Origin of the sequence: Streptomyces sp. NPDC005820 (assembly GCF_040630255.1) — a bacterium.
Lineage (GTDB): Bacteria > Actinomycetota > Actinomycetes > Streptomycetales > Streptomycetaceae > Streptomyces.
In genome coordinates this window covers 26,614-38,645 of sequence record NZ_JBEXXE010000070.1, presented here as the reverse complement: position 1 = coordinate 38,645, position 12,032 = coordinate 26,614, and the positions used below count along the sequence as shown (strand labels likewise).

The window sequence follows — 12,032 nt, the reverse complement described above, 5'->3', positions numbered from 1 at the left end:
GCAAGGCGGAGGAGGGCGTCGACGCGATGGGGGTCCCCCCGCTCGAGCGCAGCCGAGAGTGGGGGAGTCGGCAACCGACGACAACGCGGCAGATGCACGTGCCGGACCCCGCGTCTGCGGCATGATCCAAACGACAGGCCCTAGGTCACCGCGAGGGCCTCCGTGGGGGTCAGGCGGGCGGCGCGCAGGGACGGGTACACGCCGGCGAGCATGCCGATCACGATCGCGCCCCCGAAGCCGGCGGTCACCGAGGTGAGGGGGACGACCGGCGGCCAGTGCTGATGGGTGGCGTAGGCGACGGTGGCCAGGGTGCCCAGGACGGTGCCGGCCAGGCCGCCGAGCGCGGACAGCACGACCGACTCGGTGAGGAACTGGGCGCGTATCTGGCCCCGGTTGGCCCCCAGGGCGCGGCGCAGGCCGATCTCCCGGCGGCGTTCGAGGACGGAGATGACCATGGTGTTGGCCACTCCGATGCCGCCGACGAGGAGGGCGACCCCGGCGAGTCCCAGGAAGAGCGCGGAGAAGGTGCTCTCGGTGGCCCGTTTGGCGGCCAGCGCGTCGGACGGACGGCTGACCTGGACCACGCCGGGCAGTTCGGGGTTGACGGTCGCGGGGAGCACCTCGCGGACCGCCTCGATCTCGGACTCCTTCGCCTTGAGGTAGATCACGGTCGGATGGCCGTCGAACTTCAGCAGGCTGCGCGCCGCGTCCCAGCCGACCAGGACCGAGCGGTCGATGTCCGGTGAGAGGGGGGTCCTGTCGAGGATGCCGATGACGGTGAACCAGCGGCGGTCGATGTAGATCTGCGGGGCGGGCTGCCCGGCGGTGATCCTCGGGATGCCGAGCCGGGAGGCGGCCACCGAGCCGAGGACGGCCGTGGGGAACTTCTCCGTGCCCGCGCTGAGGAATCGGCCCGAGCCCACCTCCGCGTTGATCGCCCGAAGCAGGTCGAGCTCGGTGGCCAGGACCGTCAGACCTGTGTAGTCGTCGGCGCCGAGGCGGTCGTTGCGGAGCACCTCCGTGTGGGTGTTGGCGACCGCGCTGGCCACCGTGACCGGCCCGATCCGGCGGGCCATGTCCACCGATTCCGGCGGCAGCAGCACCGGTGGGTCCTGGCGGGCGGGCACGGCCTGGAGCATGTTGGTGCCCAGTGCGGAGAGCCGCTCCATCAGGGCTTTCTGACTGGACGCCGGGATCCCCGTGACGACGATCAGGGTGGCGATGCCGATCGAGATGCCGAGGGCGGACAGGGCCGCCCGCACCTTGCGGGTCCGGATGCCCAGCAGCCCCAGGCCCAGGATGTCCAGCGGGGCCAGCCGCACCGGCCTGCTGTCGGCGACCCCGCCGACGGGACGGCCGGCGGCATGCCGCGTCGATGTGAGGGTCATGACCAGCTTTCCGTACGGGCGGGGGTGTCGGTGCGGGTGTCGGAGCGCAGGCGGCCGTCGCGGATCTCCACCCGGCGGGGCAACCGGTCGGCGATGTCCCGGTCGTGGGTGATGACCGCGATGGTGGTCCCCTCGCGGTTCAACGTGGTCAGCAGATCCAGTACGACCACGCCGTTGGCGGTGTCCAGTGCGCCCGTGGGCTCGTCCGCGAGCACCAGCCAGGGCCGGTTGACGAGCGCGCGGGCGATGGCCACCCGTTGCCGCTCGCCGCCGGAGAGCTGCTGCGGCAGATGCCGGGCCCGGCCGGCCAGCCCCACCCGGTCCAGCGCCTCCAGGGCCAGCGCGCGGCGCCTGCCGCGCGGGACACCGGCGTACAGCAGACCGGTGGCGACGTTCTCGGCGGCGGTCAGCCCGTCGGTGAGGTGGAACTGCTGGAACACGAAGCCGAGCCGGCGCCCCCGCAGCGCCGACAGCCTGCGGTCGGAGAGTTCCGCGACGTCCTGACCGCCGATCTCCACCGTGCCGGCGGTCGGCCGGTCCAGCGTGCCCATGATGTTCAGCAGGGTCGACTTGCCGGACCCGGACGGGCCGACGATGCCGAGCAGTTCGCCCTGCTCGACGGCGAGCGAGACGTCGTCGAGCGCGGTCACCCCGCCGGGGTACACCATGCTCGCGCCGCGCACCGCCAGGACCGGGGGCGCGCTCATGACGTCGTCACCACCTTGGTCCCGGCGCTGATGCCGTCGCCGCTGATCTCCACCACGCCCTTGGAGAACATCCCCGTCCTGACCGCCACCAGGCGGCCGCCCGGCAACTGGACCGCGTAGCCGCCCTCGCGCAGCGCCAGCAGGGCGCCGACGGGCACGGTGAGCACGTCCTTGCGGGTCTCCGAGGTGAAATTCACCTGTACCGGGGCGGAGTTCAGTCCGCGCACCGCCGCGGTGTCGCGCAACGTGATGCCGACGGTCAGGCGGGGCTGCCCGGAGGTGTCGTCGCCGCTCGACGCGTCGCTGGTGCGGACGGTGGAGCCGATGGAGGTGATGGTGCCCCGGGCCGTGGAGTCGTCGGGCAGGCTGACCGTCACCGTGTCGCCCCGCCGCATGGAGCCCGCCTCGGACGGGTCCACCGAGACGGTCACCGACTTGGTGGTGGAGGTGACCGTCATCAGGGTCCCGTCGGCCGCGTCGGCGAGCTGCGCCTGTACGCCGTCGACCCGTACGGCACCGGACAGCACCGTGAGGTCGCCGACGCCCAGTACGCCGGTGGACGGCATGCCGGCCGCGGTCTGCCACCACTTGATCGCGGCGATGAGGTCGGCGGTCAGCACGCCGTCGCCGCGCTTGACCTGGACGGGGGTGGTGGAGGCGGGGGCCGCGGCCTCGGCCGGGGAGCTCGGCGTGGCCGAGGCCGCACCCGCACCCGCACCCGCGGCCGTACCTGAGGCCGAGGCCGTACCCGGAGCCGCGGGCCCGCTCGTGACCGGTTGCGGCGTGACCCATGTGCCCACCGCGGGCTGCGCGCCGATGTCGTAGTCGAGTGCCTTGAGGTTGTCGGCCACCGTCCGCACGTCCGGCCCGGTGGTGCCCCTGGCCTCCAGGGTCCGGTACAGCGGTGTGCTGCCGTAGAAGACCGGTACCGGCACGTTGTCCACCCGGTACAGCGGCTCGCCCCGCCGTACCGTGGTCCCCGGCGCAGGCAGCCAGGTGATCAGGCCGGCCTTGCCGCCCTTCACCGTGGTCGCCCGGCCGTATCCGAGGTTCCCGTCGAGCGTCTGGGCGTTGGAGAGGTCGCTCCTGGTCACGACGGCGGTCGCGGTCCGTACGGCGCCGCCGCCCCCGGTGTCCGGTTTCCCGTCGCCGCTCTGCCACGCGGTCACGGTCAGCGCGCTCGCCACGACGACCGCCATGGCCACCGTCCCGATGACCACCCGCCGTCTGCCCGGCGTCACCCGTCGTCCGCTCGACGGACGGGCGGCCCCGGTGTCGTCACTTGTCTCCACCGAATGCCTTCACCTGACAGTCGATCACGTACTCGTTGTAGTAGGGGCGGTTGATCTCGTCCCCGGTCTCCAGGCCCCACTGTCCGTTCACGACCATGGCCTTGATGCCGTGCCCCTTCATGCACTTCACCATGGCGCGGGTGTCGTCGGCGTAGTCCGGGTTCTTGGCCGGGTCCAGCTCCGGCGGATCGAGCGGCTCCTTCCCCTTGCAGGCCAGCACCGAGGGATCGTTCGGCTTGCGCTTGTACTTCTCGGCCGCCCCGTGCTCCTTCAGACAGGCGAGCCAGGCGTCGTACATGCGATTGACTTCCTCGTTGGTGCTGTCCAGCCGGATCTGCGGCCGGTCCGCGTCGGGGTCGGCGCTCGCGCTCGCCGAACCACCGCCCGCCGCCGGGGAGTCCAGCGAGGCGACCTCGCCCTTGCCGCTCTTGTCCGCGTCGTCGTTTCCGCCGCCGCCCCCGCAGGCGGTGAGCACGACCAGGCATGCCACGCCGACGGCGGGGACCGCGGCTCGATGGAAGAGGTTCACCATGGCGCAGACCATGGCCCGAAGTTATGACGATCCTGTCAGGACGCGGTCAGAAAGCCGTCTGACCTGATCCCGTCGCCCCTACTGTGGCCCCCATGAACGCCCGTGTCCTCGTGGCCGAGGACGACACCAAACAGGCCGAGGTGATCCGCCGCTACCTGGAGCGGGAGGGGCACACCGCCCGGCTCGTCCACGACGGGCGCGCGGCGCTCGACGAGGTGCGCCGCCACCGGCCCGACCTGCTGGTCCTCGATGTGATGATGCCGGTCGTCGACGGTCTGGACGTGTGTCGCATCCTGCGCCGCGAGAGCGACCTGCCGGTGCTGATGCTGACCGCCCGCAGCACCGAGGAGGACCTGCTGCTCGGCCTGGACCTCGGTGCCGACGACTATCTGACCAAGCCCTACAGCCCGCGTGAACTGATGGCCCGTATCCGGACCTTGCTGCGGCGGACCCGGGCGTCCCGCGCCGCGTCGGAGCACCCGGTGCTGCGGGTCGGCGCCCTCGCCGTCGACCCCGCCCGCCGTGTCGTCGAGATCGCGGGCCGCCAAGTGGCCTGCACCCCGGGTGAGTTCGACGTCCTCGCGACGATGGCCGCCGAGCCGGAACGGGTCTTCACCCGGCGCCAGTTGCTGGCCGGCACGCGCGGGCACGACCGTTACATCACCGAACGCACCATCGACGTGCACATCCTGAACCTCCGGAAGAAGATCGAGCCCGTCCCCCGGCAACCGGTCTATCTCCGGACGGTGTTCGGAGTCGGCTACCGCCTCACCGACGGCACCCGTGGCCGCTGAGGCACGGACGGCAGTCGGAGCCGGAGCAGAAAGGGACCGGCTGCCGTTGCGGCGGAGCCTGCTGGTCCGGCTACTGGCCGCGTCGATCACCATCGCCGTGTGCTCGGTCGCGGCCACCGCCTGGCTCGCGGCGCGCACCACCACCAGCGCCATCCAGCACGAGCAGGGACAGGTCCTCGCCGACGACGCCCAGATCTACGACACGCTCATCGGCTACGCCGCCGGGCACACCGACTGGTCCGCGGTGACGCCCATCCTGAAGCGGCTGACCGGGCGGACCGGCCGCCACATCACCCTGACCACCCAGGAGCGCCGGCCCATCGCCGCGTCCGGCACCGCGACCACCCTCCCCACCAGGGCCTCGGCGCTGCTCGACCCGCTGCGCGCCGACCCGGCGCTGCTGCCCGGCGTCAAGGCGGACGGCATCGACCCGCGAGCGGTCGGCCCGTACCGGCTGCCACGAGCCGAGCGCGAGGAGTTGCTGAGCCGGGCGGACAAGGTGCAGTCCTGCATGCGCGGCGCGGGTTTCCCCGTCGGAGTCACCGAAGAGCCGAGCGGCAGGCCCTCCGTCGTCGTCGCCGGCGACAACAGCACCCGGCGGAAAGCCGACGAGGTGTGCGGCCGGTACGTGCTCGAGGACCCCACTGCCACCGAGAAGCAGGCGCTCGACCGGCTCAACACCCTGGTCGCGGGCTGTCTGAAGCGCCAGAACCTGGGCCCCGTGGCGGTCGGCCTCGACTTCGCCCCCTCCGGGAAGGACAGCGAGTTCGTCCAGCGGTGCATCGACACCGCCCGCCGCGAGCAACTCGCCCCGTACGTCGCCCAGCCCGCGCTGCTGTTCGTCGCCACCCCGGCCGGATCGGCGGCCGCACCCGGCTTCGACCTCTCGTCGGCGAACACGGTCCGGGTCGCCGGGGTCGCCGCGCTCGTCCTCGTGCTCACCGTGGCCGTCACCGTCACCGTCGGCACCCGGTTGGTCAGACCGCTGCGGGCACTCACCGACGCGGCCCGCCGCCCGGCCCAGCAGCATCTGCGGGTACCGGTGACCACCCACGACGAGATCGGTCATCTGGCCGCCGCCTTCAACGATCTGGCGGAGCGCCGCGAGCGGGTGGAAGTCCAGCGCAAGGCGATGGTCAGCGATGTCGCCCACGAACTGCGCACCCCGCTCAGTACGATCCGCGGCTGGCTCGAAGCGGCCCAGGACGGCCTGGCCGTCTCCGACGAGGCGTTCGTCGCCTCCCTGCTGGAGGAGGCCCTGCTGCTCCAGCACATCGTCGACGACCTCCAGCATCTGGCGCAGGCGGACGCGGGCCGGCTCCGGCTGCATCCGGAACCCCTGAGCCTGCGGGAACTCCTCGACCACGTGGCCGCGGCCCACCGCGGCGGTGCCGAAACCGCCGGGGTCACGCTCACCACCCGGATCGAGGACACGCCCGTCCTCCACGCCGACCCCGCGCGCCTGCGCCAGGCCATCGGCAACCTGCTGTCCAACGCCGTCCGGCACACGCCCCCCGGCGGTTCCGTCACCCTGCGCTGCCGCTGTGCGGGCGACGAGGTCGTGATCGAGGTCGCCGACACCGGTAGCGGTATCGCCGCCGACGATCTGCCGCGCGTCTTCGACCGGTTCTGGCGCGCCGACAAGTCCCGCAGTCGGCAGACCGGCGGGAGCGGCCTGGGGCTGGCGATCGTCCGCCAGCTCACCGAGGCGCACGGCGGCACGGTCTCGGTGACCAGCACGCCGAACACGGAGACGGTCTTCACCCTGCATCTGCCACGGTGAAGGGAGGCGCGGATGCCGGCCGGCGCGCTGCCCCTTCCTCACCCCTTCCTCTCCCCGGGCTGCCGGTCCGCCGGGCGGCGGGGCGGGATGGGGGTGGAGGGGAAGTCGCGCGGGCCCGTCCACAGGGCGGGGACCGCGTCGCAGCGGCGGCACAGTTCGTAGCCGACCGCCTCGTAGTTGACGCGCCAGCCCCTGAAGTGCGGCCAGGCCTCCTCCGAGCTGCGTTCGGCCCGGAATCCCGTCGACTCCAGCATCGACACCGCCGCGTCGAACTCGACGTAGGTCAGCCGGACGGGGCCGTCCGGGGCGGGGTCGGAGTCGAAGGTGAAGCGGATCGAGCGGGCGATGTCCCGCAGTGCGGTGAAGCCCGCGCGCAGCACCAGCCGGGCCTCCGGCGGGGCGGAGCGCGGGGAGAGCGCGAGCTGCATGGCCGCCGCGTCCATCACCGCGATCAGCCCCACCAGCCAGCTGCGGTGCGGGCGCGGGGAGCGGAAGGCCAGCAGCACCGGGTACGTCGAGTGGCTCTCCCCCATGTCGGCGGCCAGCCGCTCCCAGGCGAGGTAGAGCTCGGGCAGCGCGGTCTCGGTGTCGACGAGCCACTGCCGGGCGAGGATCTCGGGCCCCCAGGCGGGCTCGCCGGCCCGGGACTGCAGCAGGGTGACCTCCAGCTCACGGCGGTTGTAGGCGGCGTAGAGGGTGGGCAGGTAGGCGATCTGCAGGGCGATCACGACCGGGCCGGTGATCGCGGCCGCGAAGTCCAGGGCGGACAGCCGTACGCGGGCGCCGCTGGCGAAACCGAGGGTGAACAGACTGGAGCCGGCCTCCCGGAAGGCGGTGGTCCAGTCGAGCGGGGACAGCGCGTACTGCAGCAGCCCGTATCCGGCCAGGGCGCCGAGCAGCCAGATGCCCAGCATGCCGACAAGTATCAGCGGGGCGAGCCAGGCCTGTCGGCGGTCGATGGCCTCGTATCCCCGGCGCAGGGCGGCGGCGTGCAGCAGACGGCGCAGGGTCCACCACAGCCGGTACACGACCGCGGAGTACAGGCCGCGCGGGACGACGAGGGTACGCAGGACGCTCCCGAACACCAGCGCGAGCACGAGTCCGCCGGCCACGCCGCAGAGCCAGGTCATGGGGCCATTCTGGATCATGGGCGGCGGGCGGGCACGGGCCGCGCGGGAGGCGGGTCAGCGGGCGAGCAGGGTGCGTACTCCTTCCGAGGTGAGTGTCAGCGGGTGGTCGCCGGCGGCGTCGATGGCGAGCGAGAGTTCCCCGGTGGGCCACTGCGCGGCGAGCGCGCCGAGGGGCACCAGCCGGTAGCGGTCGACCCCGGGCAGCAGTCCGGCCATCTCGGGTTCCGACGTGAACACCGGGACGACGGGTGCGCCGCCCGGGTTGTCCAGCACCGGCAGGGCCACTCGGGCCGGGTCGCTCACGTCTTCGTCGGTGGCGTCCTCGGGCACCGGCACCAGGACGTCGCAGTGCGCGAGCGTGTCCAGTGCCACCGTGTCCTCGGTGTCCCGGGCCAGCGCGTCCAGCGCCCACCGGGCGGGGTTGGCGTTGCGGTCGTGGGCGGGCGTCTCCATGACAGTTCCCCTTGTCGCGACGGTCGTACGGCCCGCACCGGAAGTCTCCCCTCCGGACGCGGTCCGGCCTCGCGTACCCGGTCGGGCGGGGATCATGCCCCACGAGACCGGGCTGTTTCGACCGGGCCGGGAGGATCGGGTCGGCGGCCCTGCCGACGCACGGGCCGACGCGGAGCGTGCGGGGGCCGGCGCGCCTTGAGGGCGCGGGGCCGACGGGGCCGGTGCGGGCCGGGCCGCCGGGGGGGCCGGGGGGCGTCGTCAAGGCGCCGACCGACAGGGAGCCTGCCGGGCGACGGGCAGACTCCCGGACGACGGTCAGGCTCCCGGACAACGGGCAGGCTCCCAGGCGACGGGCAGGCTCCCGGACAACGGGCAGGCCGCCGGGCGTGGGCCGCCGAGGAGGCCGGCCGGGCAGGGCACCGCCAGGCAGGGCACCGCCAGGCAGGGCGCCGCCAGGCGCGCCCCGGGCCCGTTGCGCGCCGCCAGGCGCGCCCCGGGCCCGTTGTCAGGTCATGCGCCGACCTCCGCGACCCGTAAGCCCTCGCTGCGTATGCATCGCTGGACCATCGCCGCGGCGGCCCGCACATAAGGGGCCACCCGTCTGGGCTGGACCACGTCCATCGGGCCCACCACGCCGACGGCGGCCACGACCGCCCCGCGGCTGTCGCGCACCGGTACGGCATAGCCCGCCCGGTCGGGGGTGAGGGTGTTCTGGACGGCGGCGCAGCCCTCCCGGCGGACCTTGGCGAGGCACTGCTGGAGCACGGCCCCGTTGGTGATGGTGGACGGGGTGTAGGAACGCAGGGGGCCCGCGCACACCTCTTTCTGCAGGGCGGAGCCGGCGTGGGCGAGCAGAACCTGCCCCACGGCGGTGGCGTGCAGCGGGACCCGGCGGCCGGCGTCGCCGTAGGCGTCCTGGTCGTTGGAGACGAAGGAGAGGCAGATGCTTTCGCCTCCGTCGCGGATGGCGATGGTCGCCGCGGCCGAGGTCTGCCCGTGCAGGGTGACCAGATGCGGCTGCGCGGCCTCGACGACCGCCGAGGAGCGCGGCGCGAGCACGGCCGTCTCCCACAGGCGCAGTCCGATGCTGTACACACCGTCGGGGCACCGTTCCAGTGCGCCCCAGCCGTGCAGCTTGTTGACGATGCGGTGGACGGTCGCGACGGGCAGGCCGGATCGCCGGCTGATGTCGCTGAGCGTCAGAGTCCGGTTGTCCCGGTCGAAGGAACCGAGGATGCTGAGCGTCCGGTCGACAACTGAGCGTTCCGGAGCGGCGGAGTGGGGGGTGGTCATCCCGTTCAGAGTCCCTTCACCTTCAGGTCAATGGCGTGTGTTGACACGTGCGCGCACGCGAACGTGCACACATGAGCACCAGAAGTGATCTGGCATCGGGCGACCGCATCTATCATTGAACCCTCAAGTGGCCAGTGAAAGGTCGATTCCGGAACGCTCATGGTCGATTTCGCATCGTTACCGATCCCCGTCGTGCCCTACCTGTCGGTCTGCAGACCCGGCCTCGGTATCGCGGTGGTGACCCTGAGGGAAATACTCACGCACGCGTCACGGAGGTTCCTCGCCACCCCGCACCGGCTCGCGTTCCATCAGATCATGCTGGTCGGGGAGGGTGCCGGCACCTACTCGGCGGACTCCACCCGCTTCGAGTGCGGCCCCGGAACCCTGGTCTGGACCAGGCCCAACCAGGTGATCCAGTTCTTCCCGGCGGACGGCATGACCGCCGAGATCGTCATGTTCACCGAGGCGTTCCCGTTGCATATGGGAGCGCACATGGGGATGCTCGACGATGTGCTGCGGCCCACGCACTGGCAGCTGCGGGACGCCGAACTCGCCGCGTTCCAGCGGGTCCTGAACGTCCTCCAGGAGGAGTTCGAACGGCCCGACCAGGGGCTGGGCGAGGAGTTGCTGAAGCATCTGCTGGCCGTCGTCCTGCTCCACATCGACCAGATGTGCCGCCAGCGCCACACGGACAACGCCGCCCTCACCGGTGACAACGGCGACCTGTTCCTGCGCTTCCGCCGCGAGCTCGACCAGTCCTACCACTCCACCCGGCTCGTCGAGGACTACGCGACCGCCCTCAACTGCAGCACGCGCGTGCTCGCGCGGGCCTGCCGCGAGGTGGCGGGCACCTCCACCAAGGACCTGATCGACGCCCGGGTCGCCCTGGAGGCACGCCGGCTGCTGGTCCACACGGATCTGCCGATCAGCGCGATCGCCCGGCAGCTCGGCTTCTCCGAGGTCACCAACTTCGGCAAGTTCTTCATACGGCGGGTGAACATGACGCCCGGCGCGTTCCGGCGTGACTCAAAGGTGGGCAATAAACCTTAACGGCCGGGACGTCCGATACTTCACCCGCTCGTCACTCGTTCCTTCACAGTGCCCCCACCAGGTCTACGCCTGTAAACCTCGATTTCTTTCCACTCTTCGGAAGAGTGGTTGTTCAAGATTCCGAAGACTGGCAAGACTGTTACTTGCGTGCTTCGGGCGGCCACTCCGAAGTCACCCCGGGACCTGCGGAGTTGCAGGTCTGCACCATGGAGCACCACCGGACGACCGACGACATGCCGACCGTTGTTCCTCGCCGCGTTCCCCGGCGACGAGCAGAAAGTGAAGATCGCTCACCTCCCCCGTCCTGAGGCCTGGCCGGCCTTCCGGCCCCCTTTTCGCGAGCGCCGTCGACGTACGCCTTCCGCTGTACGCCTTCCGCCGTGCGCCGCGCCGTCGCCGCCCAGGCCTCCACGGGTGCGGAACCACCATCCTCCATCCCCAGGAAGGACGTCCCACCATGCCCGCAGTCACCGCTCAGGAAGCCGAGAACTGGCTCATCGAGAAGATCGCCCACCGCCTCGGCGTGGCCGCCACCGAGGTCTCGCGCGAGGTGTACTTCGACGAGCTGGACCTCGATTCGACCGAAGCCCTCATCCTGGCGGGCGAGTTGGAGAACTGGCTCGGCTTCGAACTGAGCACGACGACGCTCTGGTACCACCCGACGGTCAAGGATCTGGCCGTGTACCTGGCCGAGGAGAGTACGCAGCGTGCGGCCGCCGCGTGACACCCGGCCGCAGGTCGCCCGCGTCCTGAGGGTCCCCGCTCCGGGCCGGCCCACGGTGTTCGTCGTCCACCCCGGCGCGCTCGCGCCCCAGGTCTACGAGGGTCTCGCGAAGGCACTGCCGGAGGGCGACGGACTCACCGTGCTGGACCTGGGCGCCGTACCGGAGTACGCGGAGGCGGCGCTGACCGGCGGCCGGGCGGCCACCACCGTGGAGGCGCTCGCCGAGCGGCTGCTCGCCGCACTGGGCCCGGTGCCCGAGGGCCCGTACACGCTCGCCGGCTGGTCCTTCGGCGGGACGCTGGCGCTGGCCATGACGCACGCGCTGCCCGCCGGCCGACGGCGTCCGGAGCGGCTGGTACTGCTCGACAGCATCGCGGCCACCGAGGCCTACCAGCAGCCCGACGACGCCCTCGAACCCGCCCTGCTGCTGGACTGGTTCGCCATGTACCTGGGAGCCAAGCGAGGACGCCTGATCCCGCTCGCCCCCGGTGCGCTCGACGGGCGCGGCGTCGACGACGGACTCCCCGTCGTGCTGGACGCGGCCGTCGCCGCCGGAGCCCTCCTCCCGGACACCCCACTGCCGGGACTGCGCAAGCTCTACGACACGTACGTGGACGGGCTGCTCCGCAACAACCGGCTCACCGCGCCGCACCGGCCGGCCCCCGCACCGCTGCCGCTGGTGCTGGTGAAGGCCGAGCGGAGCCTGATCCCGGGCGACGAGACGCTCGGCTGGCTGCCGCTCGCCCCTCACGGGCTGACCGTGCACCCGTGCCCCGGCGACCACTACACCATGCTCGGCCGCCCCGACGCCCTCGGCGTGATCGCCCAACTGCTGTACGCGGTCTGACCGTTCAGCCTGCTTCCCCCCACCCGCACGCGCGTCATC

The 12,032-nt window shown here is 72.1% G+C and carries 12 protein-coding genes; 5 read left to right on the top strand and 7 right to left on the bottom strand.

Annotated features, from left to right (window positions below; translation table 11 throughout):
* Positions 1–140: 140 nt before the first annotated feature.
* Genes ABZ464_RS48100 through ABZ464_RS48085 form a run of 4 tightly spaced genes read right to left on the bottom strand, consistent with a single transcriptional unit; the run spans position 141 to position 3,919 of the window.
* Positions 141–1,388, bottom strand: a complete 1,248-nt coding sequence (locus tag ABZ464_RS48100; protein WP_359288555.1) for an ABC transporter permease — start codon at positions 1,386–1,388, stop codon at positions 141–143.
* Positions 1,385–2,095: an ABC transporter ATP-binding protein gene (locus ABZ464_RS48095; RefSeq protein WP_359288553.1), complete on the bottom strand. Its 711-nt coding sequence runs from the start codon at positions 2,093–2,095 to the stop codon at positions 1,385–1,387. Before ABZ464_RS48095 ends, ABZ464_RS48100 begins: the two co-directional genes overlap by 4 nt.
* Entirely contained in the window at positions 2,092–3,387 is a 1,296-nt protein-coding gene (locus ABZ464_RS48090; protein ID WP_359288551.1) for a hypothetical protein, read from the bottom strand. Before ABZ464_RS48090 ends, ABZ464_RS48095 begins: the two co-directional genes overlap by 4 nt.
* Complete coding sequence (locus tag ABZ464_RS48085; protein ID WP_359288549.1) at positions 3,374–3,919, bottom strand: hypothetical protein; 546 nt, start codon at positions 3,917–3,919, stop codon at positions 3,374–3,376. The genes ABZ464_RS48090 and ABZ464_RS48085 overlap by 14 nt, the downstream gene beginning before the upstream one ends.
* Before the next feature lie 92 nt (positions 3,920–4,011).
* On the opposite strand from ABZ464_RS48085, the gene ABZ464_RS48080 reads away from it, so the two are divergent.
* The gene (locus tag ABZ464_RS48080; protein ID WP_359288547.1) at positions 4,012–4,713 is read left to right on the top strand and encodes a response regulator transcription factor; all 702 of its coding nucleotides are present in this window, start codon (positions 4,012–4,014) and stop codon (positions 4,711–4,713) included.
* 46 nt (positions 4,714–4,759) lie between these two features.
* The gene (locus tag ABZ464_RS48075) at positions 4,760–6,496 is read left to right on the top strand and encodes a HAMP domain-containing sensor histidine kinase (protein WP_359288545.1); all 1,737 of its coding nucleotides are present in this window, start codon (positions 4,760–4,762) and stop codon (positions 6,494–6,496) included.
* Between the two features lie 38 nt (positions 6,497–6,534).
* On the opposite strand, the gene ABZ464_RS48070 is transcribed toward ABZ464_RS48075, so the two are convergent.
* From ABZ464_RS48070 to ABZ464_RS48060, 3 genes are all read right to left on the bottom strand, one after another.
* On the bottom strand, positions 6,535–7,626 hold the full coding sequence (locus tag ABZ464_RS48070) for a hypothetical protein (protein WP_359288543.1): 1,092 nt from the start codon (positions 7,624–7,626) through the stop codon (positions 6,535–6,537).
* A 54-nt stretch (positions 7,627–7,680) separates the two neighbouring features.
* Positions 7,681–8,079, bottom strand: a complete 399-nt coding sequence (locus tag ABZ464_RS48065; protein WP_359288541.1) for an SseB family protein — start codon at positions 8,077–8,079, stop codon at positions 7,681–7,683.
* A gap of 510 nt (positions 8,080–8,589) precedes the next feature.
* On the bottom strand, positions 8,590–9,372 hold the full coding sequence (locus ABZ464_RS48060) for an IclR family transcriptional regulator (RefSeq protein WP_359288539.1): 783 nt from the start codon (positions 9,370–9,372) through the stop codon (positions 8,590–8,592).
* 192 nt (positions 9,373–9,564) lie between these two features.
* Here ABZ464_RS48060 and ABZ464_RS48055 point away from each other — a divergent pair, with 192 nt between their 5' ends.
* The 3 genes from ABZ464_RS48055 (at position 9,565) to ABZ464_RS48045 (ending at position 11,993) form a co-directional block, all read left to right on the top strand.
* Positions 9,565–10,422, top strand: coding sequence for a helix-turn-helix transcriptional regulator (locus tag ABZ464_RS48055; protein WP_359288536.1), 858 nt, complete (start codon positions 9,565–9,567; stop codon positions 10,420–10,422).
* Positions 10,423–10,879: 457 nt separating this feature from the next.
* The gene (locus ABZ464_RS48050; RefSeq protein ID WP_359288534.1) at positions 10,880–11,146 is read left to right on the top strand and encodes an acyl carrier protein; all 267 of its coding nucleotides are present in this window, start codon (positions 10,880–10,882) and stop codon (positions 11,144–11,146) included.
* The gene (locus ABZ464_RS48045; RefSeq protein WP_359288532.1) at positions 11,130–11,993 is read left to right on the top strand and encodes a thioesterase domain-containing protein; all 864 of its coding nucleotides are present in this window, start codon (positions 11,130–11,132) and stop codon (positions 11,991–11,993) included. Before ABZ464_RS48050 ends, ABZ464_RS48045 begins: the two co-directional genes overlap by 17 nt.
* Positions 11,994–12,032 lie beyond the last annotated feature (39 nt).